Source organism: Paenibacillus dokdonensis (genome assembly GCF_004916975.1).
Taxonomy (GTDB): Bacteria; Bacillota; Bacilli; order Paenibacillales; family Paenibacillaceae; genus Paenibacillus_AQ; species Paenibacillus_AQ dokdonensis.
The window spans coordinates 527,223-554,129 of record NZ_STGQ01000002.1 but is presented as its reverse complement, the minus strand read 5'-3'; the positions used below and the strand labels follow the sequence as shown (position 1 = coordinate 554,129).

General features: G+C 44.9%; 27 protein-coding genes and 1 pseudogene. 11 read left to right on the top strand and 17 right to left on the bottom strand.

Annotation, left to right across the window (positions count from 1 at the left end):
• Nucleotides 1-218 precede the first annotated feature (218 nt).
• From E6W40_RS20540 to E6W40_RS20525, 4 genes are all read right to left on the bottom strand, one after another.
• On the bottom strand, nt 219-1,403 hold the full coding sequence (locus E6W40_RS20540) for an MFS transporter (RefSeq protein WP_136607476.1): 1,185 nt from the start codon (nt 1,401-1,403) through the stop codon (nt 219-221).
• 88 nt (nt 1,404-1,491) lie between these two features.
• Nucleotides 1,492-2,541, bottom strand: coding sequence for an LLM class flavin-dependent oxidoreductase (locus tag E6W40_RS20535; RefSeq protein WP_425464955.1), 1,050 nt, complete (start codon nt 2,539-2,541; stop codon nt 1,492-1,494).
• Between the two features lie 59 nt (nt 2,542-2,600).
• The gene (locus E6W40_RS20530) at nt 2,601-2,882 is read right to left on the bottom strand and encodes an ArsR/SmtB family transcription factor (protein WP_136607475.1); all 282 of its coding nucleotides are present in this window, start codon (nt 2,880-2,882) and stop codon (nt 2,601-2,603) included.
• A gap of 166 nt (nt 2,883-3,048) precedes the next feature.
• Nucleotides 3,049-3,984, bottom strand: coding sequence for a ketopantoate reductase family protein (locus tag E6W40_RS20525; RefSeq protein WP_136607474.1), 936 nt, complete (start codon nt 3,982-3,984; stop codon nt 3,049-3,051).
• Between the two features lie 197 nt (nt 3,985-4,181).
• On the opposite strand from E6W40_RS20525, the gene E6W40_RS20520 reads away from it, so the two are divergent.
• On the top strand, nt 4,182-4,754 hold the full coding sequence (locus E6W40_RS20520) for a TetR/AcrR family transcriptional regulator (protein WP_136607473.1): 573 nt from the start codon (nt 4,182-4,184) through the stop codon (nt 4,752-4,754).
• 397 nt (nt 4,755-5,151) lie between these two features.
• Complete coding sequence (locus E6W40_RS20515; protein ID WP_136608174.1) at nt 5,152-6,891, top strand: ABC-F family ATP-binding cassette domain-containing protein; 1,740 nt, start codon at nt 5,152-5,154, stop codon at nt 6,889-6,891.
• Nucleotides 6,892-7,079: 188 nt separating this feature from the next.
• On the opposite strand, the gene E6W40_RS20510 is transcribed toward E6W40_RS20515, so the two are convergent.
• The 4 genes from E6W40_RS20510 to E6W40_RS20495 form a co-directional block, all read right to left on the bottom strand.
• A complete protein-coding gene (locus E6W40_RS20510; RefSeq protein WP_136607472.1) occupies nt 7,080-7,991 on the bottom strand; it encodes a DMT family transporter in 912 nt (303 codons plus the stop codon).
• Between the two features lie 44 nt (nt 7,992-8,035).
• Nucleotides 8,036-8,416: a RidA family protein gene (locus E6W40_RS20505; protein WP_136607471.1), complete on the bottom strand. Its 381-nt coding sequence runs from the start codon at nt 8,414-8,416 to the stop codon at nt 8,036-8,038.
• A gap of 123 nt (nt 8,417-8,539) precedes the next feature.
• The gene (locus E6W40_RS20500) at nt 8,540-9,538 is read right to left on the bottom strand and encodes an alpha/beta hydrolase (protein WP_136607470.1); all 999 of its coding nucleotides are present in this window, start codon (nt 9,536-9,538) and stop codon (nt 8,540-8,542) included.
• A 42-nt stretch (nt 9,539-9,580) separates the two neighbouring features.
• The gene (locus tag E6W40_RS20495) at nt 9,581-10,477 is read right to left on the bottom strand and encodes an MBL fold metallo-hydrolase (RefSeq protein WP_136607469.1); all 897 of its coding nucleotides are present in this window, start codon (nt 10,475-10,477) and stop codon (nt 9,581-9,583) included.
• A 326-nt stretch (nt 10,478-10,803) separates the two neighbouring features.
• Here E6W40_RS20495 and E6W40_RS20490 point away from each other — a divergent pair, with 326 nt between their 5' ends.
• Nucleotides 10,804-11,349 (top strand): helix-turn-helix domain-containing protein, encoded by a 546-nt coding sequence (locus E6W40_RS20490; protein WP_136607468.1) that lies wholly within the window; start codon nt 10,804-10,806, stop codon nt 11,347-11,349.
• 279 nt (nt 11,350-11,628) lie between these two features.
• Here the strand turns inward: E6W40_RS20490 and E6W40_RS30530 are convergent, their stop codons facing one another.
• Genes E6W40_RS30530 through E6W40_RS20480 form a run of 3 tightly spaced genes read right to left on the bottom strand, consistent with a single transcriptional unit; the run spans nt 11,629 to nt 12,786 of the window.
• On the bottom strand, nt 11,629-11,772 hold the full coding sequence (locus E6W40_RS30530; protein ID WP_425464950.1) for a hypothetical protein: 144 nt from the start codon (nt 11,770-11,772) through the stop codon (nt 11,629-11,631).
• A gap of 35 nt (nt 11,773-11,807) precedes the next feature.
• Nucleotides 11,808-12,284 (bottom strand): GyrI-like domain-containing protein, encoded by a 477-nt coding sequence (locus E6W40_RS20485; RefSeq protein ID WP_136607467.1) that lies wholly within the window; start codon nt 12,282-12,284, stop codon nt 11,808-11,810.
• A 22-nt stretch (nt 12,285-12,306) separates the two neighbouring features.
• Entirely contained in the window at nt 12,307-12,786 is a 480-nt protein-coding gene (locus E6W40_RS20480; RefSeq protein ID WP_136607466.1) for a hypothetical protein, read from the bottom strand.
• Between the two features lie 151 nt (nt 12,787-12,937).
• Here E6W40_RS20480 and E6W40_RS20475 point away from each other — a divergent pair, with 151 nt between their 5' ends.
• The 3 genes and pseudogenes from E6W40_RS20475 to E6W40_RS20465 all read left to right on the top strand — a co-directional run bounded on the left by E6W40_RS20475 (nt 12,938) and on the right by E6W40_RS20465 (nt 14,797).
• On the top strand, nt 12,938-13,930 hold the full coding sequence (locus tag E6W40_RS20475; protein WP_246073122.1) for a helix-turn-helix transcriptional regulator: 993 nt from the start codon (nt 12,938-12,940) through the stop codon (nt 13,928-13,930).
• A gap of 241 nt (nt 13,931-14,171) precedes the next feature.
• Nucleotides 14,172-14,352, top strand: a pseudogene (locus E6W40_RS30150) (NADP-dependent oxidoreductase); the annotation flags it as partial.
• A 187-nt stretch (nt 14,353-14,539) separates the two neighbouring features.
• Nucleotides 14,540-14,797 carry an NAD(P)-dependent oxidoreductase gene (locus tag E6W40_RS20465; RefSeq protein ID WP_136607465.1) on the top strand — a complete coding sequence of 86 codons (258 nt, stop codon included), beginning with the start codon at nt 14,540-14,542 and terminating at the stop codon, nt 14,795-14,797.
• Nucleotides 14,798-15,094: 297 nt separating this feature from the next.
• On the opposite strand, the gene E6W40_RS20460 is transcribed toward E6W40_RS20465, so the two are convergent.
• Nucleotides 15,095-15,733 (bottom strand): nitroreductase family protein, encoded by a 639-nt coding sequence (locus E6W40_RS20460; protein ID WP_136607464.1) that lies wholly within the window; start codon nt 15,731-15,733, stop codon nt 15,095-15,097.
• Between the two features lie 114 nt (nt 15,734-15,847).
• Between E6W40_RS20460 and E6W40_RS20455 the strand changes: the two genes are divergently transcribed.
• The 3 genes from E6W40_RS20455 (at nt 15,848) to E6W40_RS20445 (ending at nt 18,097) form a co-directional block, all read left to right on the top strand.
• Nucleotides 15,848-16,210: a helix-turn-helix domain-containing protein gene (locus tag E6W40_RS20455; RefSeq protein WP_246073121.1), complete on the top strand. Its 363-nt coding sequence runs from the start codon at nt 15,848-15,850 to the stop codon at nt 16,208-16,210.
• A 188-nt stretch (nt 16,211-16,398) separates the two neighbouring features.
• Nucleotides 16,399-17,364, top strand: a complete 966-nt coding sequence (locus E6W40_RS20450; RefSeq protein WP_136608171.1) for a helix-turn-helix transcriptional regulator — start codon at nt 16,399-16,401, stop codon at nt 17,362-17,364.
• 106 nt (nt 17,365-17,470) lie between these two features.
• Nucleotides 17,471-18,097 carry a type 1 glutamine amidotransferase family protein gene (locus E6W40_RS20445; protein ID WP_136607463.1) on the top strand — a complete coding sequence of 209 codons (627 nt, stop codon included), beginning with the start codon at nt 17,471-17,473 and terminating at the stop codon, nt 18,095-18,097.
• A gap of 304 nt (nt 18,098-18,401) precedes the next feature.
• Here E6W40_RS20445 and E6W40_RS20440 read toward each other — a convergent pair whose 3' ends face one another.
• Complete coding sequence (locus E6W40_RS20440; RefSeq protein ID WP_136607462.1) at nt 18,402-19,127, bottom strand: SDR family oxidoreductase; 726 nt, start codon at nt 19,125-19,127, stop codon at nt 18,402-18,404.
• Nucleotides 19,128-20,127: 1,000 nt separating this feature from the next.
• Between E6W40_RS20440 and E6W40_RS20430 the strand changes: the two genes are divergently transcribed.
• Nucleotides 20,128-20,610 carry a DUF2975 domain-containing protein gene (locus tag E6W40_RS20430; protein ID WP_136607460.1) on the top strand — a complete coding sequence of 161 codons (483 nt, stop codon included), beginning with the start codon at nt 20,128-20,130 and terminating at the stop codon, nt 20,608-20,610.
• A gap of 174 nt (nt 20,611-20,784) precedes the next feature.
• Nucleotides 20,785-21,486, top strand: a complete 702-nt coding sequence (locus E6W40_RS20425) for an SDR family oxidoreductase (protein ID WP_281281503.1) — start codon at nt 20,785-20,787, stop codon at nt 21,484-21,486.
• Between the two features lie 179 nt (nt 21,487-21,665).
• Here the strand turns inward: E6W40_RS20425 and E6W40_RS20420 are convergent, their stop codons facing one another.
• From E6W40_RS20420 to E6W40_RS20405, 4 genes are all read right to left on the bottom strand, one after another.
• On the bottom strand, nt 21,666-23,114 hold the full coding sequence (locus tag E6W40_RS20420; RefSeq protein WP_136607458.1) for a serine hydrolase domain-containing protein: 1,449 nt from the start codon (nt 23,112-23,114) through the stop codon (nt 21,666-21,668).
• A gap of 463 nt (nt 23,115-23,577) precedes the next feature.
• Nucleotides 23,578-24,597: an alpha/beta fold hydrolase gene (locus tag E6W40_RS20415; protein WP_136607457.1), complete on the bottom strand. Its 1,020-nt coding sequence runs from the start codon at nt 24,595-24,597 to the stop codon at nt 23,578-23,580.
• Nucleotides 24,598-25,041: 444 nt separating this feature from the next.
• The gene (locus E6W40_RS20410) at nt 25,042-25,962 is read right to left on the bottom strand and encodes an alpha/beta hydrolase family protein (RefSeq protein ID WP_136607456.1); all 921 of its coding nucleotides are present in this window, start codon (nt 25,960-25,962) and stop codon (nt 25,042-25,044) included.
• A gap of 54 nt (nt 25,963-26,016) precedes the next feature.
• Nucleotides 26,017-26,769 carry an SDR family oxidoreductase gene (locus E6W40_RS20405; RefSeq protein WP_136607455.1) on the bottom strand — a complete coding sequence of 251 codons (753 nt, stop codon included), beginning with the start codon at nt 26,767-26,769 and terminating at the stop codon, nt 26,017-26,019.
• Between the last annotated feature and the right edge of the window lie 138 nt (nt 26,770-26,907).

Below are 26,907 nucleotides of genomic sequence, written 5' to 3'. Positions count from 1 at the left end.
TATCCGGTCTGCCTGGTTGCGGTTATAAGTGACATTCGGCTCTCAATTCAATACGCTCAAGCGAACCGCTAGAAAGCTATGCAATTTGGTTTTCGCAACAGACGGGAAGTCGTTTGCTCTACAAAGCGTCCATTGGATGGAGGAAGTGGAAATGGAAATAGAAAACAAGAACAAGCAGCGGCATACCGCTGCTTGTTCTTGTAATTTTACGCATGGTTTCATTCTTTGCTTGTGACGGATTGTATGCCATTAGCAGACTGACTTCGCATCGAGAACGATAATATAGCCGGAAGGAGTGCGATTGCAACACCAATTGCGCCAGCCACGCCGATTGACTGTAAGGAGAAGCTTTCCACCACAATACCGCCAATGGCAGCTCCGACAGCAATTCCCAACTGGATGAAGGATGTATTCAAGCTCAGAAGGATTCCCGCTGCGTTTGGTGCCAAGCTAATCATATAAACTTGTTGAATGGGACCCGTAGACCAAGCAAAAAACGACCATAACAGCAGCAACGGAAAGACAGCTATAGATGTATGGGCAAAGATGGACATAAGGATCAAAATAGCAGCGTGGATCATTAAGCTTCCATTCAGCGTACGCGGAATACCTAATTTATCTGCACCATAACCTCCAGCCTGGGCGCCCAACAAACTTGCTATACCGAATGAAAATAGCGCGATGCTCACCATCCCATTGCTCATACCCGAAATGTTCATCAGAAATGGTGTAATAAACGTGTAAATGATCGTATAACCGACCATCCAAAAGAAGCTAATCGACAAGGTTAATAATAGCTGTGGCCTTTTCAACAGGGCGAGTTGTTCTTTAAGAGGCACATTTGCCTCTCCTTGCGACTTTGGCAACGCCATTAAAATGACCAGCATCGCGATAAAACTAAGAAGGCCGATTCCATAAAAAATCATTTTCCAGTCGTAGGTGCTGGCAATGACTCTTCCCACAGGAACGCCTAAAATAAGCGATAGATTAAATCCCATCATGATAGTTGCTATGGCGGTGCCTTGTTTTCCAGGTCCGGCAATTTGAGCAGAAACAGTTAAGGCAACCACGGTAAAGACACCTGTACTAAGAGCTAAGATCACTCTCGCACCAACAAGCATTGGATAGCCCGTCGAGACCACCGTAATTAAATTCCCTATAAAAAAGAGCGCCAAAGCAGCCAGCATAAGTGTTCTCCGGCTTAGTTTAGAGGTAGCCGCAATGAGAATTGGAGTACCCACCGCGTAAGATATGGAATAAACCGAAATGAGTTGGCCGGCAGCAGCAATGGTTACGCCTACATCTTTGGAAACCAGATCCAATATCCCGGCAATTACAAATTCCGAAGTTCCCACTAAAAAACTTATAATCGCTAAAATATAAACTTTCCACGATTTAATCAATTGATTGTTCCCCTTTCTATTTCTATATATCTAAATATATAGAAACGATAACGCTGAAGGATTAAAATTTCTTAGCATCTTACTTTCTTTAATGCCTAGCTAGCTCCTTGCGGACAAGGGGGGCGACCTCCGTTCCAAATCGTTCGATCGTTCTTAACAAATCACGATGTGGAAGCGTACTAAAGTCAACGTACAAAAGAAAACGAGTCAAGCCCAGTTGTTTGGTTACACGCACGATCTTTTCTGCTACATATTCTGGATCTCCAACATAAAGAGCGCCGCGAGGGCTCAGTGCTTCTTCATATACACTTCGTGAATAAGTCGCCCAACCGCGTTCCCTTCCAATTTGATTCATTTGTTCGGCCATAATGGGATAATACTTTTCTTTGGCTGCTTCAAACGAGTTGGCAATAAAACCATGCGAATGACAGGCGATTTGCAATTGATTAGGATCGTGCCCTGCTTGTTGGGCTGCTTTAAGATATAACTGCACTAAGGGAGCGAAACGCTCCGGCATACCGCCTATAATGGAGAAAATGACAGGAAGACCAAGCTGACCGGCACGAATGGCCGACCCCGGACTGCCGCCAGTAGCAATCCATACTGGAAGCGGGATTTGTTGCGCTCGCGGGTACACGCCCATATTGTGCAGCGGTGCACGGTGCTTGCCACTCCATGTTACGTTCTCAGAAGATCGTATTTTGAGTAAAAGCTCCAATTTCTCATCGAATAATTCCTCATAATTTTGCAGGTTATATCCGAAGAGCGGAAAAGATTCGACAAAAGAACCGCGTCCGGCCATGATCTCGGCCCGCCCATTTGTTAAATTATCCAGAGTGGCGAAATCCTGATAAACACGGACTGGATCCGACGAAGATAATACCGTAACGGCACTGGACAGCCGAATATGGTTTGTAGTAGCTGCAGCCGAAGCTAAAATAATTGCCGGCGATGAGCTTGTGTAGTCCATGCGATGATGTTCACCGATCGCATAGACATCAAGACCGACCTGATCAGCCAGCTGAATTTCTTCCATCGCTTGTCGCAGTCGTTCACCTGGCAGAACGCCCCCTCCTTTGGGGTTGGTGTGAAGAAATGTAGAGATTCCAAGTTCCAATGGCACGCGATTTTCCAAAATGGTTTCCCCCTTTATCTTTTCTATAATTCTAAAGATATAGAAATGCTGCTTAAAAAAATTTACGCCAGTAAAAATGGCGCAAACTTCATTGCCACTTCTTGATCAACACTGTAGTGAATAAACGAACCGTTCTTTTGCGACTGGATTAAACCCGATTCCGTCAGCTGCTTGAGATGATGGGATAACGTTGAACCGGCTACGTGTCCAAGCTGTTCACCGATCGCGGTAACGCATTGATTCTTTTGCTTTATTAGCATTAAGGCAATTTTTAGTCGTGTAGGCTCACCTAGAGCCTTGTATACTTTGACAGCTTGCACCAGATCGTGATCGACATCAGCCATTAAATTCTCCTTTCAACCATCATTTCTATATTTATGGAACTATAGAAATGATACTACCACTTAATGACTGAGGTGTAAAGTGTAAATTTGGCTGTTTGTCAATCGTCTGTGAAACTGTAACTCGTCCGAGAAAATGCCACTTTCAAGTTTGACAAGATTATTTCCATTATTGCATAGGGGTGTAATTGTAAAGCTTGTCCCAATTTGGCGTGACCTCGTTCACTCTGTTTTTTAAGTCGGAAAAGGCTTGGTACAACGCATTCATTTCGTTGGCAGACACCGCCTTATCGCTTAGCGTGGTTCTGCCGATTGGGGTTGCTAATAAAATTTTCAGCACGGTAAAAACCACCTTGCGATATTTTCGGACTAACTGTTGTTGATTCGCAGGCGTAATTGAGTAACCATTTTTTATCAACACTTGATGGCCTTCATCTATTGCGTCAATGACGTAGTTAAGCAGGATTTTGTCCCTGGCCGCTTTGCGCAGATTCCCATTATATGAAACGGCAATGCGATTCAAAGGCAAGATCATAACGAAGTGGCTTTTCAGCCATTCATCCATATTTGTAAAGGTGATCGTATTATACCTTGTGTTCTTTAAAGCTTGGTCAATGACCGATCGCCAATTTAGTTGCTCTCCCAAGCCGCCGAAAACCAAGCTCACCTTTGGACCGCGCAAGCAATTTACCCGACCGTTCTCTCTCCATCCGGCAAACGACTGAAAAGCAAAGGCAACCTTTTTCTCTACGGGGCTATTGGATTGCAAATAATGCCGCATTTCAATGGGACTTGCATTATTGCCCATAATAACAATATGTTTGCTTTGATTCGCTGCAAGGGCAGGAAGGACTGCCTCGAAATCCGGATATTTCATCACGACGAAGATAAGATCATAAACATCCTCCGGCTGTAATTCACGAATCACATTTACTTTATCGACCGTTGTTCGGAGCTGTAAGTAATGGCGGATCACATTACCGTTCTGCTGTAACTCATCCGCCCGCCGCCCTCTGGCTAACATTGTGACTTCGTTGTTCCCGCGCACTAACTCGTGAGCTAAATAACTTCCCAATACCCCTGCTCCGTAGACCAGTATTCTCATATTATTCCTCCATTTTGGTTGTTTTCACGAAAAAGTTTTTAAATATCATGGCTTATTATTTAAAAATATTCTATTTGATTGTATCCTCGGTCAAATGATTCGTCAATATTTTTTTAATTTATATCCATCAAATTTAAAAACATTTTGAATTGTGCTATATTGATAGCAATATGGGATGCAAGACGGAGGAATGTGTAGTGAATAAATTCGAAATAAGAACTCAGAAAAAGAAGACGGCTGTTATTAATGCGGCATTAAAGCTCTTTAAAGAAAAAGGTTTCATCCATGTCAGCATAAAGGATATTGCCGCTGAGTCCGGCGTATCATCTGTATCGCTGTATAACTACTTCGAAAGCAAAGAAGGGGTTGTAAAGGAATGTGCGAACGTTTTGATGCAAAATACCCTTCATATGGCCGAAGAGATCATGAACCAAGACATCGATTTCAAGGATAAAATCATTCAAGTAATGGATATTTGCGCCGATCAGGACTATCAATTGCTTGGTTCGCCTGGTGCCGTAAAGGATCAAGTGTTATCAAGTCTTTATAGTGAAAATACGAATGAAATTCGAATTCGAATGCTTCAGGAGCTTATTGAACTTGCGAAAAAGGAAGGAGCTATTCACTCTTCAGTTTCTCTGGAGACTGTTCTTGAATTGTTAAACGCGATAGGAACCATTCAATTATCTTGGGCAAAATCAGGAAACTATAAAGAAAAGATGGCTGAGATGAACCGTCTGTTGTTATTCGGGTTGATTGGCAATGGTTAATGTTCGATGAAATTTTGGAATTTCCAAGACTAATCGGGGTTACCTATGAACAATTGATTGCTGCAATATTTTATGTAGGGATGCAAGACCCAACTTATAGCACTCAATTTGAAGATGCGTTTATACAGTTTTATGAGTTACTGACAGGTGTTTAAGTGGCCGGATGGTTTGACTAGAACGGTTAAAAGGGATACTTGTATGGAATTCCTGTTTCACTGAATTAGGATGGACCTATTCCGGTAGGTATGGAACGAAGGGTAATTCCGGAATCAGAGGGGATATAAATGGTTTGAAGTTAGTTGTAAACGGTGTTATTCTAGCAACGGTAAACTTAAACCTATGTTCTGCAAAACATCTAATGATAACCACTATTTTAGATATAAAGAAAGGTAATACTATGATAAAAGTTGAAAACTTATCCTTCTCATTTCCACAAAAAGAACTATATAAAAACATTTCATTTACGTTAGAAGAAGCACAGCATTGCGCTTTTATAGGAACAAGTGGCAGTGGTAAAAGTACACTGATCGATATACTTATGGATCCAGAAAGATATTTGTTCGAGGGCAAGTTAGAGATAGATCCAACCTGCACAATTGGGTATGTAAGTCAGTTCTCTCAACTAGACAGAACGAAAGAAACAACCGTTTTTGAATATATCGGAGAAGAATTTATTAAGATACAAAATGAAATAGAATCTCTTTGTACTGAAATGGAAACATCACCGGATATTGAGCCGTTACTCGAAAAGTACCAATTAGCTTTAGACGCGTTTGATGCCATCGGCGGCGATAATTTTGAAAGCAACATTAATAAGAAACTAAATCTAGCAAACCTTATGAAGCTAAAAGATGTTAGGGTATCCGAACTGAGTGGTGGAGAATTCAAACTTATTCAAGTGATGAAGGAGATGCTTCATAGTCCCGACTTGATGATCATGGATGAGCCCGATGTATTTTTAGATTTCGAAAACCTAAATGCGCTTAAAAAACTTATTAATGCTCATAAAGGCATACTGCTGGTTGTTACGCACAACCGATATCTATTGAATCATTGTTTTAACAAAATTATTCACCTTGAAAACATGGAGATCCAAGAGTTTGATGGGCGATATATTGATTATAATTTCTCATTACTTCAGACAAAAATAGAGTTGCAAGAAATCGCAGTCGCTGAACAAGAAGAAATTGAGAGATACGATAACATCATAGATAACCTCAGAGAAATCGCAACGAATATTGCAGATGCATCTAGAGGGAGAGCATTAAAAGCTAGAGTTAGGTTTCAAGAAAGATTGGAAGCACGTAGAATTAAAGCGCCATTTGTAGAAATTAAGCAACCGAATATTCGTTTTGATATGGATCAGGAGATTGAGGACACCATTGTTGTAAATGTCAGTAATTATAGTGTTGCCTTTGATGAGCTGCTGTTAGACAATGTTAGCTTTGAGATAAAATCTATGGATAAAGTAGCCATTATCGGTCCAAACGGTACCGGAAAAACGACTTTACTCCGAGATATCTTTAACAATAATCATGATTCCATTGAAATAAATGCGGATGCTAAAGTGGCTTATCTATCTCAGCTTCAAGGAGAAGTGTTAAAGGATTCTAATACAATATTAGAAGAATTCATCGATGCAGGGTTTAGTACTTATGATGAGGTTAGATCGTATATTTCACACTATGGTTTTGAAGGAGAAATCGTTAATCAGAAGATAGCATCTTTATCTGGTGGAGAAAAGAATATACTTCAATTGGCTAAAGTTTCTGCTAGTAAAGCAAACGTATTGCTTCTTGACGAACCGACAAGCCATTTAGACACCTATACACAAATCGCGCTGGAAAAAGCCATTGAAGATTATAAAGGTGCGATTCTCATGATATCTCATGATTTCTATTCTGTTGTAAATGGTATGGATTATGTATTAATCATTGACGATAAGACGATTAGAAAAATGAAAATGAAAAAATTCAAACAAATGATTTATGCTAGTCATTTTGATAAAAACTATTTAGAGGCGGAACAAAACAAAAAAGCAGTTGAAATGAAAATAGAACTGGCTTTAAAAGATACTGATTTTGAACTTGCAAAAGTATTAGTTGATGAGCTAGAAGAGCTGATTAAGTTGCTTTAAATTAAAACCCTCTGATTGAAACAGAGGCTGCCAAGGGAGTTATCAATATACTCTCTGAACGCTACCCTAAATTTTGCAGTGCTGTCTTTTCCATTATAAAAGCCAAAGGGAGCCATGATATAAAGGGCTCCCTTTGGCTTGTCGTAAGTCCTCAATCCTTTTCTTGTGGCCTCGATTACTGTGTAGTCTTACCCCTCGGTAGGGGATAATTTCAGTTTATCGTCTTGTGTTTTCCTTGTTCTCTGTCCCTGCACAGTGGCTAGAACTACGCCGGAAATGATGAGGACAGATCCTGCCACTTGCGTTAAGGAAATCGGGGTGCCTAGCGTGATATAACCTAAAATCATGGCGACAAACGGTTGTAAATTCAGAAACAGGGAGGCTTTAGCCGCCCCCACCTTGCGGATCTGCGCATTCCAGATAACCGCGCATAAGCCCTGAATAAGCAGCGCCGATCCGACCAAGAGAACCCACCACCAGAATTGAGGCTGTACCTGTACGTGAGGCTCACTCCAGGCCGCCACCGGGTATACCGAGATGCAGCCGAGCACGGTGGTATACACCGTTGCGACAAGCGCATCCATACGTTCTGTCAGCTTTTTCATGAGGATCATCGATCCCGACAATGCCAGCATACAGATAAACATGATCCAGACGCCTTCGGTAATGGCTGTGCCCATGCTTCCGCCAGTTCCAACCACGAAGAAGACACCGGCGAGGGCGACAATTGAGCCTGCAGCCATGCGTATCGTTAACGGCTCTTTCAAAAATAAGCGGGCAAACAGCGCCGTGAAAATTGGAGCTAACGATAAGATGAGCGAAGCCGTGGTTGCGTCCGTTGTCCGGAGACCCGTAAAGAAAGAAACTTGGTGAAGCAGCATCCCGATTAGAACGAAGGGGACCAAATAAACGGAGTCGCGGAACGTAATCTTCGTCAAGCCACGGGTTACAACCAAATAAATAAGCAGGAACGCCGATGAAACCATCAGCCGGTATGCTGACAGATGCAAGGCAGGAAATGCTTCCAGCAGCAGCGAGCCTAAGACGAAGTTGCTCCCGTAAAGGGCTGCGCAGAACAAGAGAAGCAAATAAGTTCGCAAGCAGATGCGCCTTCTTTCACAGAAATAGGGATAATGGAGCGGATTTAAATGCGTTTGACTGCAATAAGCTCTATTTCAATCTTGGCGTCTCTTGGAAGTTTAGACACCTCTACGGTTGTTCTGGCAGGGTGGTGATCGCTGAAATATTGGCTGTACACTTCATTCATCTGCTGAAATTGCTCTAGCTCCGTCATGAAAACGGATGTTTTTACAACGTCTCCGAAAGATAATCCAGCTTCAGCTAAGACGGCTTGCAGGTTCTTTAATATTTGATGGGTTTGGTCAACGATGCCTTCTTTCAGATTTCCTTCAGCATCAATCGGAAGCATGCCCGACGTATAGACGGCATTTCCTAAAGCGATGGCCTGCGAGTAAGGACCGATAGCTGCGGGTGCTTTTGTTGTTGTAATAGCGGTATGGCTCATCGTACTTAATTCCTCTCCGTCTCTTTGATAAATGGGTGAAGAAAAAGGCCCGAGGCGACAATGCCCGGGCCTCTCATTAGGCAAGCAATATAATCTTAAAGATCCGCTCGTGCAGTGGCAGCTTTACTTCGCCGGCACGTATGCTTCATCCAAAAAACCGCGGATGGCTTGAAAAGCCTGAAGTCTGTTTTTCTCCAGTAATACCATGTGCGTCCCTTCACCGATTTCCACCCAGCGGCGATAAGCGGCCCCTGTCAGGGAAGTGAAGAAATTCTGGGCCAATTCAAGAGGGACATCGATATCCCACTCGGCATGGACAAGAAGGACAGGAACCGTGATATCCTTAGGATTATAGAAAGCTTTGCCAGCCGTCCAGTATTCGCGGATATCCAGAATAGGGCCGTTGGTCGCCCGGATATGCTCAGGATGATCGGTTAAGCTCCCCGGATCCGAAGCAAGAGTGGCTTTGACCCATTGTTCAAACCAACCGTCCGGAATCAGATCACCGCGTTTATGTTCTGGCGCCGCGCTGAGCCAGCGTTCCTTCGTGCTGCCGGCAGCAACAAGGCGATATGAACCGAGTGGGCCTCCGGTATCGATCGGAACCGGTTTGGAGCTTAGCCATTGCGGTGCAACAAGCGTAAGCTTGTTTACTTTCTCGTTGTTTTGGCTGGTATAAGCTCCCGCAACCGTTCCCCCCCAAGACATTCCCAGTATGTTGACCTTCGTTAAATTCCGGCGTTTCAGAACGTAGTCCACGGCTGTACCAAAATCCCGGACCCCTGTCTCCGTGCGGACAAGCGGCGGATTAAGGTCGGCAGGCTGCTCCATCTCAGGCGGTCTTGTCGAGCCGCCGTAGCCGCGAACGTCCACGGCGTATACGTCATAGCCATGGCCGGCAAGATAGTCCAGAAAAGTGAAGCCTTCCAGCTCCACATCGTACAGACTGCCAATTGAATAGGTAGCGCCATGAACCATTACGATTGTTTTTTCGTTTGAGAAGGTATTCATGGAAGCGGGACGTTTATTTCGTACATAAAGCTCGATTCCGGGCGTATCGCTCGGGATACGCAAGTCTTCGGTCACGATATGGTTATCTTTAAGAAAATCACGGGTTGTCATAAGCTCAGCGCCTTTCGTATTGGATTTTGTTGTCAGGTTGTATTAAATAAAGTTCCACTTATACTTGCCCTCGCTGCGAGTCACGTACCCCGCCGCGCTTCCGGGGAAATGCGTACTGAAATAAATGACTGGGCGATCCGCTATGAGCTCCAGCACCCTAAGCCGTGTAATACGCGCTTGATCGGTAAATTCGCAGTACATGGAATTCCATTCCGGATTAAAGACCTGAAACGGATGGTGCATCACATCGGCGCCGAATAAAGCTTCTTCCCCGCCAGATTTGAGACGGATGGACATTTGGCCGATGCTGTGGCCGGGTGTCGGAATGAATGTGAATATATCAAGAAATTCTCCGCCCTCAGGGCCAATGGTCTGCGTTAATCCGGCTTCAACAACAGGCAATACGCTTTCTTCGTAAACGTTAAAATTTGCTTCGTTTGCTTTGTTGTGACTGGCCTCGCTGGAGTAATATTGCTGTTCTGCGAGGGGAAATACGTATTTGGCATTGGGGAAGGTCGGTACCCATTTTCCGTCCACAAGCTTTGTATTCCAGCCGACATGGTCCACATGCAGATGCGTCAGCAGAACGTAGTCCACTTCCTCCGGTGTAACCCCTGCCTCCTTCAGCCGCTGAAGATAGGGGAGCTGGAGATTGGCGAGATCGGGATTTAAAGGCAGGTTTTTATCGTTTCCTGTAGCCGTATCGATTAGGATCGTATGCTTCGGAGTTTTCACCACCCACGTTCCAATGCTGACAATAAGCTGAGAATTGCCATCGATCAGGCCGGCCGGAAGAGAGTTCCGATTCTCCTCCAGGAACAGGGGGTTCCACGATCCCGGAAAATATACTTCTGGCGGAATACCGTCCAGCATCATCTCCGTGACACGTGTCACGGTAACATCACCGACTCGATAGACCTCGGGAATTTTAGCAGTCATTCTTTTAACTCCTTTCGTCCTTCTAACTTATCTCTTTGATCCGGATAAAGAAGCCATTGAATCAATGTGATTCGTTTCTCATTATCCAGGAGAATTTCGCTGTAAATGAAAATGATTCTGTTGAAATGAACGATCGCCAAGAAACCTGGGTAAGATTTGTTCACCAACCTTGATTAAATGGTAGCCCAATAATGGTGCTAAATCAACGTTTTTACACCGTAATTTCGCTCTAGTGAAAGGGCTTGATATTGCTCATGTTTACGCCTATTATAAAGTAATAAATTTCGCTGATAGCGAAAATATATCGAAATCTAGGAGGCCTGCACATGAATTCGATCGGCGAAGCCATTCGAAGCACGCGAAAGAAACAGAAATTAACGCTCAAGAAGGTAGCTCAAGCGGCCTCTGTATCCTTATCTTTTCTCAGTGAAATTGAACGCGATAAGGCGAATCCGTCCATCAGTGTTCTGAAGCGCGTAGCAAATGCATTAAACGTGAATTTTACCGATTTGTTCGGCGAGGAGAAACGAAGCATTGTCGTTAGAAAAAACGAACGCAAATCTTTGGTACATTCCGAAGGTTCCCGTATTACCTGGTACGCGCTCAGTCAAGGAAGCAATAACCGAATGGGACCGATATGGGGAGTGTTGGAAGAAGGGGCGGCTTATGGCGACATCGGCGTCGGCCATAGCGATGGCGAGGAATTTCTATTTGTCCACTCCGGGCGTTTGGAGTTTATGCTGGGCAATGAACGTTATACACTCGAAGAAGGGGACAGCATCTATTATGATGCCAGAATTCCCCATAGTTATAAGAATATCTGGGATGGCGAAACGCTGCTAATAGCGGTTGCTACTCCGCCTACTTTTTGACGGAACGGAATTGGAGGTACATATGTACGAACCGCTGTTGACCATTTATGAAGAACAGCGGAAAGGAACTCCTTTAGCATTTTTCGCCGATAGCCCCGTTAAGCCGAACCATATCACAAGTAGCGGCAAGTTTTTTTGAGGAAAACTCACAGGAGCCAGTATTTACAGCTTACAGACCATAGGAGCAGGGTAGGTCACACTTCGGTCGGAACGGTGCGTAAATGGGCTTCTGCGAGGCAATGTAATAATCGATGTGAGGCCCGCTAATCACGGAAGCTGCTAGTGTCGTCTCGGAGTCATATCGATTATAGATACGTGTTGTACGATCATAAGATCGATCGAGCCGTCGGGTAGGGTGAGTCTTCTCGCGTGCGGCGGATTCTTTCTGTTATAGGACCAGAAGTATGCGATGAAAGAAGACAAAGGAGGCCGGGGGGATTACTCCCCCGCCTACCCTACTATTTTTTAATCACAGGAACCCAAAATTCGCCGTAGAAAGTGCCGTCACCGTTTTCTTTGCGATAAGTCGCATTTGGACCGCCGATGTATGCATAGTCAGTGATTTGTGCCAAGACTTCCCCAAAAGCACGGTAAGTCAATTGATCAAATAAAGTTTCCTTGTCGCCGCTTCCTGCGAGCACGATGTACTCGCTCTCTGGGAACTCGATGATGCGTGTTGCGTCAGCCACCGATTTGCTAGCTTCTACTGCGAAATAATTCCACGGTTTGCCTTGATAAACCTCGTTGACTGACCATTCGCGATCATCTTTTGCGGCCGCTTTGAGCTTATCAAAACGCCCGTCAGCCAGGAGTCTTCCCCAAAATTCTGCTTTTTCCTTCTGCAAAGCCGGCGCGTTTTGGAAATTGGATTGAATTGAAAAACCATAAGCGGTCAATGTAAATGATTTTTTATGTTCAACTGTGTAATTTGCCATGGGCGTGCTCCTTTGACTGAGTTTAGCCTGCTACTTTTGTTGCACGAAGCCACATTTCGCCGTAGAATGTACCATCCTCTGCTGCTTTGACGAATGTTGAGTTACCAGGACCAACGTATTTGTAGTCTGTGATTTCTTGCAGCAGGCCACCGAACGCTTTGCCTGTTATTTCGTCGGCAAGGCGGTCTTTCTCAGCGCCTGTGCCAGGCACAACGATGTAGTCCCCAGCGAGGAAGTCGAGGACGACCGTACCTTCCACGTCGTATGCACCCCTCACGCCGAAGCCGCGCCAAGCTTTGCTGTCGATGATGTAGTTGATTTGATATTCCTGCCCGTCAGCGAGCGCGAGAAGTTCGGCAAGCTTGCCGTTTTCAGTGATTTCAGCTTTTTTCGCTGCAGTTTTTGCAGCATTACCTGCCCAATCGTTGTAGTCTTCAAGTGTAACACCGAAAGCAGTCATTTTGTAGTTTTCTGTGATGGTTTGGATGGAGTAGTTAGACATTTTAATCTCTCCTTAGCGGATTTATTTTTACAAGATTGATACTATTCCCCAAATGTATCAAAAAACGATACCCTTTTATCGAATATCAAAAAGTAATGCAAAAACAGAATAAAAATCAGTACGAACGCTACATTTTTGATACAATAAAATCATGAAAAAGACAGAACGTGTGAACCTGATCATGCGCTTCATCAATAACCGCGCGCATTTTACGATTGCCGAGATTCAGCGGGAGTTCAAGATTTCTCGTGCGACGGCGATCCGCGACATTAACGAGATCCAGGCGATGGGTTTTCCGCTGACGACTGAGATTGGGCGCGGCGGCGGCTACAATGTCCTGCAAAATCAGTATCTATCCGCCGTCCGTTTCACGCCAGAAGAGCTGAAAGCGATATTTATCAGCTTTATCGCTTCGAAAAATTCTCAGCTGCCTTATTTGCAAAATCGCCGCTCCATCACCGAAAAACTCATCGGCATCGCGTCGCAAACCCAGCACGACGAGCTGATCGAGCTAAATAATATTTTACTTTTTGAAAATACAAATCCTGGCAATCCAAATCTGTTGGAACTTGATGATGCGGCACCTGCGGAGTTGAACCAGTTGATTTCGCTTGCCGCGCGGGATAAGCACTTGCGCTTGACGTATGAGCCGAGTCCAGGGTGGCCGCAGTTGATGGACGTTTTTTTGATTCATATTTTTAACTCAAACGCTCATTGGCTGGTCGAGGTTTATGATCTAGATACGGATGAGTTTCGTTATTTGCCTGTCGAGATGCTGCGTGATTCGGCCATTTCTGAGCAGAAGATGAAGCGATCTGAGCAAGAGATTTTAAACAAAAAACGGCTTGGTGCACGTGAGTCCAATTTGGTTGTAAGGCTTGATGTGACAGGGATTCAGCGTTTTAAGCGCCTGCACCCGCCGGGGATTATTTTGTCCTTTACAGGGATGTTCCAGTCGAGTGGGATATTCTATGTTCAATTGGATGTGACCGATGTTGAGGCGCTAGCGTATTATGCGGATTGGCTTTTGTTCTTGGGGAAAGGGGTCGAGTTTGAACGGATTCCCGATGAGCTACGCTTGATTTTGGAAGAGCGCTTAAGGGGAAGTATCGACACTTTAACAAAATACACGTCAGGCCAATAAATATTCGCGTAGGGAGAACAACTCCATGTTTTTGGGCTTCCGGCCTCGTCCCATCTTAAGCGCCTAATTCGCCGTTAGGGTGATACGCTGAACCGTACCATAAGTGACGACGAAATTATAGGAGGATGCTTATGCGGATTAGGCTTTCTAGGTGTGACTACACAGATAGCAGGAGATTGCGTCTGGACAAAGAAAAAGCCCCGTCCTTCGCGGGAATCATCGATCAAGTGAGCGAAGGAGAGCCATGAAAGCCATCGGTGTTGGACCGGGTGATACGGTGCTGATTCACGGGGCGGCAGGATCGCTTGGGGCTTTTGCGGTACAGTTGGCGAAGGAGTGGGGGGCCAAGACAAATCATTGGCATAGCCAGCGAGAGCAACCACGACTACGTACGTTCGCTCGGGGCTATCCCGATTACGTACGGGGGGCCACAACGATGAGGGCCAGCCCGGTTGCTTGTCCCCAAAAAACGCAAGTTAACCGGCCTCGATAACCTCTTCGACCATCGACTCCAGCGTGCCGACTCTGAGACCGACCGCCCGTTCAGGCAATGCCCCCAACCGCCGCGCCATAGAACTTTCTGCCGTGAATCGATGGGCGGTAGGCCTAATGCGCCGAATCTATTGGAAGCCGATCGAGGATAAGGCGATTGCCGAACATGCAGTAATACGGAGTGATTTGGATTGGGTCATTGTACGAGCGTCAGTGCTTAAATACGCGGATGGCACTCTAAAATATACAGCAGGTCCATCAGCTCGCATCTCTCCACTCCGGCCGCTGCCCTTTGCAAATTGTGCCGACTGCCTTGTGCGAGCGGCGAAGAATGAGCCTGCATGGGTTAGGATGATCGTTAATGTTGGACGATGACATGCTGAGTAGATTGCAACATTAGTCCAATGCTTAAATCTACTGTTAGCTGAGAGATAAGATGATATAGTGATCTGAATGCTTTTGAGATAATGGTAATGATTGGATACAAATAAGAAGATTCATAGGCTTGTGTTTAATTGCTGACTTGCCGGGAGCACAGAACGATGGGGAATCTTGAGGGGACTTTTGCTTTCGCAAAGCAAAAGCCCCTTCGGGTGGAAGGGGCTGCTATTAACGTTCAATCTATCTGACTCAGATCTAACCGGTGTTTGAGCTTATAAGTGCTTTTAGAGGTTACCGCCAGAATGTAATCTTGTCCGAGCTTAATCGAACGGATTCATACCCGTCTTCCTTGGCTTTTCCTATAGAGATCATCATCACCGGAGCATAGCGTTCTTCATCCAAATCAAACGCTTTGGCTACCTGATCGACTTCAAAGCCTGCCATTGGGTTCGTATCATACCCATGCGCACGAGCTACCAGCATGAACTGCATGGCAAACAGGCTGCTATCGATTTTTGCAACTTCAACTTTTATTTCTTGAGGGAGAGTCGGGTACATCGATAGGATGGTTTTGAGCTGGCTGTCTCGCACTTCAGCCGGCATTTTCCCTTGTTCCACTGCTGTATTAAAGATTTCTTCAGCATTTAAGTAGCTTTGGGTATCCCCGAAAATGATCAACATGGCCGATGAAGTGTCGTTTTGTAACGTATTGAACCGCACAAGTGGTCTTAGCTTTTCTTTTCCTTCCGGAGTGTCGACCACGACTACGCGCCAAGGCTGCAGATTGGCTGAGGACGGAGCCAGGCTGGCTTCCGTAATCATTTCGTTCAGCTCTTCTTTCGATATTTTAACGTTCTCATCATAATGACGAACGGAACGTCGTCCTTTGACGATACTGGTGAAATCGTTATTGTGGATATGGTTGAACATAGAATCTCTCCTCTGGATAACCCTAAATTTTTGACATGACGTATGTCATTTGTTATCCTATTCGCATTATGAACTATGAACTTAGGTTCATAGCAACAAATAAAGAGAGGTCCTATGATAAAAATAAATGAAGTGTCAAAATTAACGGATCTGCCGATATCCACCTTGAGATTCTATGAACGCAAAAATCTCGTTCCGGACGTATTCGTCAAACGAGATGCGAATAATTATCGTATATACTCTGAAGAGATTGTTGAATATCTAAATGATGTGAAGGCACTTTTATCCGTGGGATTTTCAATAGAAGAGTTAAGTTTGCTGGTCAATCAACAACTTCATCTATCATATGAGGAAAAGAAAAAAGTGGTGGAGCAGAAAATCAAAGAAATTGATGATATTCAGAAGCAGCTGAGACAGTCGAAAAAGTTCCTGAAGGCAGTCTTGGAAGGAAAAGCGAATTTCCAAACCAAGTGTTAAGCTGAACCGTCTCATAAGTAGGGCGAAATTGTATTTATTAGGCGAGTAGGCATTCTCTATTCTGAATGGGTGACAAAATCCCCCGAAACTACCCCCTTCAAGATCGCCAAATTCTTATATAATGTAATAAGTGCAAGGTGGATCTGTCGCAAGCAGTGCAGAAAATAGAGTTGAAAGTTGAGAATGTTATGCCAAAAAACGATAATATGTTGGCGATTCTATGGTTGCTAAATTCAGGTGCTAAAATGACTGCAAAACAAATTTCCGAAAAGTTGGAGATAAATATTAGGACGGTATACCGATATATCGATGCACTATGTGCCAGTGGAGTGCCGATTATCTCCGACTCAGGTCATAATGGCGGGTATAGGCTGCTGAATCTTTTTATCAGAGCACCTCTGCTATTTGATATGGAGGAGAAAAAGGCACTCGTTCATGCTGCGATTTTTGCCAAAGAAGCCGGCTACCCTTTGAGTGAGGCACTAAGCAATGCGACATCAAAGCTCAGAATGTATACGAACCAAGAGCAGGAAAGTATGCTTAATCGTCATTTGGCCGGATATGAGGTTATAAATGGGAGACGATATTTGTCTATTCAGCCTGTATTGATGGAATTGGAGCAAGCTATAGATAAAGAAGTCTCTGTCGGAATTGATTATCGTTCAAGTCGTGATGAACAACCCAAGAATAGGCTAATAGATCCCTATGGGTTGGTTTACTGGAACAATACATGGTATGTGGTTGCATTTTGTCACTTAAGAAATGAGATCCGTACCTTTCGAGTAGAGCGGATTCTGGAAATCAAGCATACACAAAGCAAATTTAAGCGTCCCGAAGCCTTTTCACCCCGCGAATTTTTTATGCAAAACCTGCTGCCTGATTTAGATGGCAAGGACGGAATAATTTCTTTAAAGATCGAAGGTAGGTCAGATGCATTGGATGACTTATGCCAGCATTGGTTTTTGGGTCATTATCTGAAAGAGCGGACATTAAATCGAGCAATTTTTTGGCTTGAGGAAGAATTTATTCATAACTATGTTCCGAATTTTCTTATTCCTTACGGGAAATCGATTCAAGTCATCGAACCGCAGAGCTTGAAGGAAAAGCTTGTTGCTACTGCGTCGGAGTTAACGGAATATTATAAACTACAATAGCTTCACTGACTGCAGATGTCAGGGAAGCTGTTTTATTATGAGGATAATCACTGATTACCGCTGGTTGGTATCACTTGATGAATTGTAAAGCGAGGGGAAATTACAAATGAAAAATACAGTATATCTCTATGTATTTGACACAATGGCGGACTGGGAAATTGGTTACTTAACTGCTGAACTGAACTCGGGAAGATATTTTAAAAAAGGGCGGGCTCCATTAAAAATAGTTACTGTGGGAAATGATATGACTCCCGTAACGACAATGGGTGGATTGAGAATACTTCCTGACATCAAGCTGGAAGAGTGCAGCTTCGAAAACACGGATACACTGATTTTACCAGGTGGAGATACATGGTCAGAAACAATTCACCGACCAATCATTAGCGTTGTTGAAAAGTGTTTAGAAGAAGGTGTATTGGTTGCGGCAATTTGTGGTGCTACGATACGACTTGCCCAGACAGGATTGCTAAATTTACGCCCGCATACAAGCAATGATCTGGAATACCTCAAAATGACTTGTCCCACGTATACAGGTGAAAAGTATTATAGAACGGAGCCTGTAGTAACGGATGGAAATTTGATCACCGCATCTGGTATAGCTCCTTTAGAATTTTCTGTACATATTTTGAGAGCATTGGATGTATTTCCTTCTGAAGCTTTAGATGCATGGTATAGTCTGTATAAAACCCATGAATCAAAGTATTTCTATGAACTCATGAATTCAACCCAATAATAGGTCATATTTTAACAACTCAATTTAGAACCGTACCACTAGTTGGGCTAAATTTAGAGCGGGGGTACTTTACGGGAGTTTTGGATTTTGCTAAAAAGCGAGATGCAGTTGCTTCATGAGTTTCCAGTCCTTCGGCGGCTCGCTCGGCAGGCCTAGTGCATGAACGCATGGAACAAGGAACTTATAAACCACGCAAAGCGGGCAGTCCTTGATGGGACTGCCCGCTTTGCGATGCATTTCAACTCAGCGCATGTACGCCGGCATATGCGGAAGATTCGGTTCGGCTGCATTCAGACAGATCGATTTATTTCAGCCGCAGGCCGCCGTCCACTTCGAGAACCGTTCCGGTTACAAAGGTATTGTCGACCAGATAGGCGATGGCCTTGGCAATATCATCGGGTGCGCCTACCCGACCGACCGGTGTATTTTCGGCATAACCGCTAAACGCTGCCTCGCGCTGCTCAACCGGCAGCCAATTCCACCAGGCTGTGTTGACGACTCCTGGTGAAACGGCATTGACACGCAGCGGCGAAAGCTCGAGCGCAAGAATGGGCACCATCGCTTCCAGCGCTGCGTTGATGGCGGCTAGGCCGGAAGTCCCCGGCGAAACGCTACGGGCGGAGATGGCCGTAATGAACGTGATGGAGCCGTTCGCACTGATCGTGTTCAAGCCCAGTTGGGCTGCCGTGAGCTGCGGCCAGAATTTGGCCTCGAAGCCGCCGCGCAGATCATCCAGTGTGAGCTCACGGAAATTCCCAGCTCCCTTGGCACCGGACACGGATATAATGAGATGATCGAATGCGCCTTGGCGTTCGTAGAATGTTTTGACCGCTTCCGGGGAGCTCGCATCGAGACACTCGCCCGAAGCGTTGCCTCCGAGCTGCCGAAGTGCTTCTTCAAGCTTGGCGCTGTCCCGCCCTGTAATGACGACCTCGGCTCCTCCTGCTGAAAGCATCTGTGCTGATGCGACGCCCATACCGGAAGTACCGCCCATAATAATGACGCGTTGACCTTGAATTCCGTTTCCCATGACAAATGAGCAGATACTAGAAGAAATACTTCATCATGATGAAGCGAGGGATGCATTCTTAAAAGTAATCAGAACTGATTTAAGTGAGTCATTTCTTGAGGATGCAGACTATAATGCTTCTTCGACAAACTCTAGGGAAATTTCAAAACTAATAGTTAATGTTTTTGAGGATATTGATTACAGCCATTTCTTATATTCTAAATAGAGATATACCAGTGCGCCTCTTTGAAGAATGAGACATCTTCTTAGGGGGCTTTTTACGTTAAGGTTGTTTGAACCGTATCTCATGTAAGTCGGGATCAAACCAAAAGAGGACTGTTGAAGAATTATGGAGTTATGACTGAAGAAAAGAAATAGGTGAAGCTCCACCAAGCCTTTGGAGTACGAGCATTTGGCTTCGCTCTATAGATGATACGGTGAACCCTATCACAAGTAAGCATAAAGTCGTCGTTAATTGAGTTCATACTCCGTATCCTTCTTCTGCTGGATTAGCTTTTTCTTTTCAACTTCCAATGAGACCAACTTTTCTAATATCGATGAAGGATAACGTTGGTGATAAACTTCAGGTAGAATTGGAACATGCCTTACATGGCTGTCCAAGCGTTCTCCTGATGAGGTTAAGGGTGGGGGGGTTACACCTTTTCCATGTTTATCGTTGTCAGATATGCCGTAGGTACTTCCATAGACAGACTATGAGTGAAATTTGAAACGAAAACGATATAGAAAGATACTCCAACATATGGTTCTATAAAAATACTACATAAAGCATGGATTTTATTAATTTACATGGCATTTTTTTATTGAAGAAGCTGTAAATTTGATATTTTAAAGTAAGAGCATTTCTTTGTAATGAGGAATGCTTTTTATTTTTTTATTTTTTTTAAAACTAAAAGGATATTCCAAAACAATAATAATATAATAAAAAACAATATTAATTTATCGCAAAACGATATATTTTATGTTAAAGTCGTATTGTCATTAAATAAATGGAGTGTTTAAAATGAATGTTAAACGAAGTTCTAGCACTTTCTTAAAGGTAATAATTTTTCTGATTGGAATTGCAGTGCTTGCCGTGGGTATAGTTTTTTTGCCTGAAGCAGCCAGAAGAGATGCAATAGAGCGTCCGGGCGATTATTCGCTATATCCACTTTTGGTATGTGCATATGGAATATGTATTACGTTTTCTGTGGCGTTGTATCAAGTATTTAAACTTTTAAACTACATCGAAAAGAAAAATGCATTCTCTGAGTTATCTCTTCATTCTTTGGAGGTAATAAAAAAATGCACTTTTACTGTCATTTTTTTCATTTTGTTAGCAATAGTTTATTTAAGGGTGCGTGCACAATTCACAGGTGATGATGCAGCAGGTCCAATATCTCTAGGTCTAATGGGCATCTTGGCAACAAGTATCATCGCAGCCATTGTGGACGTACTTCAAAAACCTATAAAGAATGTCTTGGATTCACAGCCAAAAAACAATTAACATTCTGAAATATACAAGAGGTCACGTAAGCAACTGATACAACATCTGAATCATCTTACTCAAAATAGGAATAGATAATGTGAGGCTCTGTAATTCCTCACATCACACGCTCATCATCAATTCCGCGCCACGCCCGCAACATGATTATTCGCCCTACTTGTGGTACGGTGAGAAATCTCATTACGACTAGCAAGAGAAGGTGCAATGGTTGCCGTTCATTATGGAAGTAAGCAGGATGCCGCAAGGGATGTGGTGGAGACTATAATAGCGAATGGAGGCGAAGCATTCCCAATCGGTGCCAACCTGGGCTCGGTTGCCGGAGTTAATCAACTCATTCAATTGCTTGATGAGGAACTCAAGGCTCGAACCAGTGATAATCACTATGACATACTTGTCAACAATGCGGGTATCGGTATACCAGAATCGTTTGAAGAAACGACAGAAATAGCCTTCGATGAAATATTTGCAGTTAACGTCAAGGCGCCATTCTTTTTAGTTCAACAGTCGCTCTCTCGATTGCGCGATGAAGGGCGTATAATCAATATTTCTTCGGGTGTTACAAGGGTTGCCTACCCGTCTATTATGGCCTATAACTTAACAAAAGGAGCAATCAATACCTTCACTCTTCATCTTGCAAAACTGCTTGGTTCTCGAGGGATCACGGTAAATGCAGTTTTACCCGGCATGGTTAGAACCGACATGAATGCGGACTTTCTTGATTCCCCAGAAGCGCAAAAACTCCCTGCCGACATAGTTGCTCTTGGACGAATGGGAGAACCCTCCGATATTGCCGATGTTGTCGCGTTTCTTGCATCCCGGGATGGCCGCTTTGTCACAGCCCAATTACTTGATGCGACAGGGGGATCTCATTTGTAGTCATTAAATAATCAGAGCAGATAAAGGTTCTATACGACCCAAAGGAACTGCCGCGGCAAGCTCCCGTACCATAAATAGGGCGAAAAATAGGGGGGGCCTGGCACTTCCTTTTTGCTGGTATTGTTCTCTCATTAAAAGAAATCTTCACGTTTTTTCAATAAGGCGAACGAATGAAATGCTTATTTTCGGAGCGAGGCATTATATCGCTGAGTGTATACAAACCATGTAATGCTTGCTGTAAATAATGCCGACGAAATCAAAGCTGTAAGAACACTATATGTTTGCCAAACAAGTATCGATGACCAATCTAATGCACAGCACATTATACACTGGACAATCGTAGCAATCAGCAAAATAGCTGTTACGATTATTCGCTTTTTTGTCATTGGCTGCGGCTCATTCGTTTTCCTTCTGCGTAATCCTAAGAGAAAGAACAGAACGGCCAAGGGGCAAAGAATAATTGTGGTAGACGACAAAATGATGTCCAAAAGCTGTATGCCGCTTATTCTATATGACTGCGTCAGATTGCCGTCTAATATATCTTTAACTTTTAGTACCATGCTTCTATTGATATTTGCGCCGTTGGTCAGCAAGCAGATGGCTGTTCGTTCATTTGGCAGTATGGCCACTTCGGTTCCGAAATTGGGATTGCCCCCTGGGTGCTCTATAATCGTTTGGTTGGCGTTAACCGACCAGCCCGCCGCATAATACATTTCGTTGACAGCCGGAACAGACATATCACCCTGATGTGATTTTTCGATAACCGTGTGGAATATTTCGGGTATATCCTGCACAATACCCATCTGTATGCCCATCCAACGCGCCATATCTTTTGTACTAGAAATGATGTAGCCTGCGGGTTTATTCCCGGAATAATCCGGCGCGTTATATGGAGTTGTCATAAAAAAGGAAGAACGGTAGCCCTGTGCCAACTGTCCGGTGGCTTGAGCATCTTCTTTGTAAACATACGTCTGGTGAAGACTGAGCGGCTGAAATACCTGTTCCCTCATAAAATCTTCATAGCTTTGTCCCGACACAATCTCAATAACCAGACCTAATACGTCATAATTAACAGTTCCGTAATTATACTGCTCACCAGGATAGAACGACAATTCAGAATCTACGAGCATTTCTACGGTTTTTTGCAACATATCCGGCGTATTGCCTTGTGGAATGTTTTGACTGTGACTGCCATTTGTTAACCCGCTAGTATGGTGTAAAAAGTTATTGAGTGTCATACTTTGCATATCAACGTGTTTCCCCTGATACTTTAACGTAAACCAAGGCAAATATTTCTGGATAGAGTCTGTCATTGACAGCAGTCCTTGTTCTTCCAGCAGCTGAATACCCATGCCGGTAAAAGCTTTACTTACCGAAGCCAGCTCATATAGTGTATTTTCACTTGCCGCCAGTCCCTTTTCACGATCTGCGTACCCGGAAGAAAAGTAGAGCACTTCATTGTTCGCAAGTATTGAGATTGACATTCCCGGTACACCTGATATACGGCTTGCATCATCCAACAATGTTTGTATTGAATCAGATTGCGAATCTGATAATGCATAACTTGGTGTTGCGAATCCAGTGAACAGTATAAGTAATGCAATCATAAAGACAATAATTTTTTTCATAGTCTCTCCATTCCGAAAAAACTCCCGTACGGAAAATATAAATAATCCGCAGTACGCCTTATCCCCCTAAAGTGTAATACGATATATATATGAAGCTTATTATTGCAAAATCTTATTGTATGTGAAAAATCATACGATATAAAAAATTAGATTGCTATCATAATCTTCTACTTACTACGAACTATTTTGCTAGGTACACAAAAAGCCCCCTCTGCTTCATTAGCGGAAGGGGCAATAGTTTGGAAGTGTTCCTCAATCTTCTCATCAAAGGTTAGCTCGATCTCTCAATGGTAAAAGACTTATTCCCTGGTATATCAGTCGAAACAAGCAATGCATGCATGGTACTCCTAACTAAAATTAAAGCGTTCGCAGAATTCGTGAAAGCAAGTACGACCAAAGAAAAAAGAGGTCAAACCAGTACATTCTGGTGACCTCAAATACGATTCGTTAGGTTGATGACGTTCTATTCGTTAGCGCTAAGTGACAACAAGTGCTTCAGATTGTCATCGATGAATTCATTATCGGCACTGTTGATACCGCGGCCGGCAAAGTGACCCCAGATTGACTGGATCGGGTTAAGACTAGCATTAGGGATACGTGCAGCTTCATATGCATTATCGTCCGCTGTGCAGAAGAGATCGGTACTTCCCGGCATAATGCAAGCAAATGCCTTTATGCTATTAAGTGCCTTATCAAAATCTCCGTTATAGGAAGAGTTGGCACTAATGTCTGCATGCTGGCCTGTCCATAACATGGCTAGGACGTTATGTGGATCCATATTCATAAAGCTATTTTCCCAGACACCAGCTACAAAATCCTCCAATGAGTCAAATCCCATCTCACGATAAAGCTCCTCTCGATAAAACGCATGTGATAATCCCCATCCCGCATACACCCGACCAACGGCGCGCATGTCTGCAGAAGTCAACTGGTTTAGTTTACTTGAGTCGAAGCCGACTGCAGATAGCAGTGAGGATTTTACACCATCCAGCACTACATATGTGTGAGGCCAAGGTTTGGCGATACCTCCGAAAGGTGCAATCCGTTCGACCATCTCCGGGTAACTTGCCCCCCATTGAAATGCCTGAATGCCGCCCATGGACCATCCGACGACGAGAGCAATCTTCTGAATGCCGAATTTTTCGGTCAGTAGTTGATGCTGGAATTGTACGTTGTCATAGATAGTTACCTGTGGAAAGTTAGACCGCTCGAATGGATGCGGCGTGTTGCTGGGAGAGGATGAAAGTCCATTACCCAGCAAATTTGGAACGATAATAAAATATTTCTCTGGATCAAGTGCCATTCCGCTGCCAATGAGCCATTCATTCTGAACATGCTGATCTCCAAATGCCGTTGGATAGACAATCACATTATCTTTCTGTTCATTTAATTTTCCGTATGTTTTATAAGCAAGAAAAGCATTGGGTAACGTCACTCCTGATTGTAAAAGTACATCACCCAAATTAAAAATTTCATAATCCATCGTATGGTCGCTCCCTTCAAAATGAAAAACCACATGTTCACTGTGATCTCTTGTACTCAGTATAGAGTCGTGATACTCTCAATAAAAGTGAATAGAATTCAAGATAGCATTCAATATAATTGAAAGAAGAAAGGGGGGCCTCCGATGGAATTGTGCCAACTGAGGTGAACCGTACCTTAAGTGAAGGCGAAAACACTCCCTAAACTGCCGCAGCACCGCCCCTGTCCCTTTGGAAATTAAGAAAACACTAAAAGAGCGAACACTTTAGGAGTGTCCGCTCAAGATCATGTTGTGGATTTGCATCGTGGATGCGATACATATAGTTCTTCTAGACGCAGTTCATTCAAGGTCAATTTGACTGACAACGCCGTCATGCACCTTCGAGATGGTGCATCCTCTACGTTCCACGATCATGCCATCAGGCCGGTATCGCCCGTCAGATCCTTACTTGGATTCGATGCGACCCAGTGGGTTGGCGCTCTCTTCCAGAGCCGCTCGGGCTGCTTGCCAGTTGGAATCGTCGAGGCCGAGCGCGCTGCGCAGATAAGCCCATGTAACCCGTTGGAGCAGGGCGACTCGTTCGGGACTCTCGTCCGTCGTCTCCGTGACGTTGTACCCGGGGATTCCGCCAAGCGAGTGTTCTCCCCCGAAGAGGGTGAGTAGGCTCTTGCTGCCCGGGCTCAGGAAATACGGGTCGTTAAACCAGTCCGGCCCCCGAGTGGACAGCATGGACTGGTCTTGGTCCCCCGCGACCACGAGGGTCGGCGTGCTCATGTCCGCAAAATCCGGATTCATAAACGGGAAGTGCTCGGCCGCAAACGGAGTCAGGTCGGCTCCCCCCGTACCCGTCGTGGCAAGCAGTACACCTGCCTTGATCCTCGGGTCGGACATGTCCTCTCCCGGCTTGCCGTCGGCATTGAGAACCCGCGCGCCGAGAAGCGTGCTCACCGTCTGGCCGCCCCAAGAGTGGCCAACTGCGGCGATACGGTTTTGATCCAGACGTCCGCTGAGGCCGGGTATGGAAGCTTCAATCTGATCAAGCTGGTCGAGGATGTGCTTCAGGTCGCCGATCCGTAGGCGCCAGATCAGCGGTGTACGGGGATCTTCAGGAGAAAGATTCAGCGTTCTGGAGTCGAGGTGGGTGGGTTGAATGACCACGAAGCCGTGAGCAGCCCAGAAGTCTACCAATGGGGCGTAGCCGTCCATCGACGAGCCAAAGCCGTGGGAGAAAACAATAATGGGCAGTTCGTGTCCAGTCGCGGGCGCAGACACCCGCACTTGCAGATTCTCACCCCGGTCTGGGGCTGATATCACTACTGGTTTTATCGAGATGACTGGAGTAGGCGTGTTAACGTTGATGTGCATAAGTATAGTTCCTTTCTTTGAGAGAGATTAGGTTCGAATCATACCGGGACTGCATCACCATGGGAGCAGGCGACTTTCGTTCGAAAACGTGCCCGTCGGACCGTTCTCGTCAAGGAGTGCGAGGCGTACGGGTTGACTTGCGGCCTGCTCGACAGTGCCCGTACCCTCGAAGTTGTTGAGGTCAGTCGAAGTGAAGCCCGGGCATACTGCGTTCACCTTAATGCCTGTGGGCTCGAGTTCGATAGCGAAAGCGAGTGTGATCGCATTCAGGGCAGTCTTGGACGGGCTATAAGCGGCACCGAACATCGGGCGATGCGGATTGGTCGTGTCCGCGTTCAACGTCAGAGAGCCTGCGCCACTTGATACGTTGACGATGCGTCCAGCCGATGCTTTAAGCAAGAGTGGCAGCATCGCTTGCGTGACGGCGATAACGCCGAACACGTTTGTCTCGAACACCGCCCGCACCTCGTCGAGAGATGCGACGCTAGGTCTCCCTGAATTCCCAACCTCCTCAAGCGTCCGGCCTGGCTTGCCCGCGTGTGAGATGCCCGCATTGTTGACGAGAACATCAAGACGGCCAAACCGGCTGCAGATTTGCTCTGCTGCGGCTGCGATGGAGGCCTGATTCGTGACGTCGAGTTGGAGGGCGCAGGCATCCGCTCCGATGTTCTTCGCCGCCGTTTCCCCATTCTCGAGATTGCGTGATCCGACCAGCACGGTGAAGCCATGCCCCGCGAGATCCTTTGCAATTTGAAGACCGATTCCTTTATTGGCCCCGGTGACCAGGGCGACCGGTTTATTTTGCATCGTAATCATCTCCTTTCGTGCATCGAAGTGCGACTTTTGTAAATGAAGGTTGACACGTCAACTTAATAATCAGGATATCGCCATGAGTTGATATATCAACCTGGTATTCACTGTAACATGTTGTGGTTGATGCGTCAA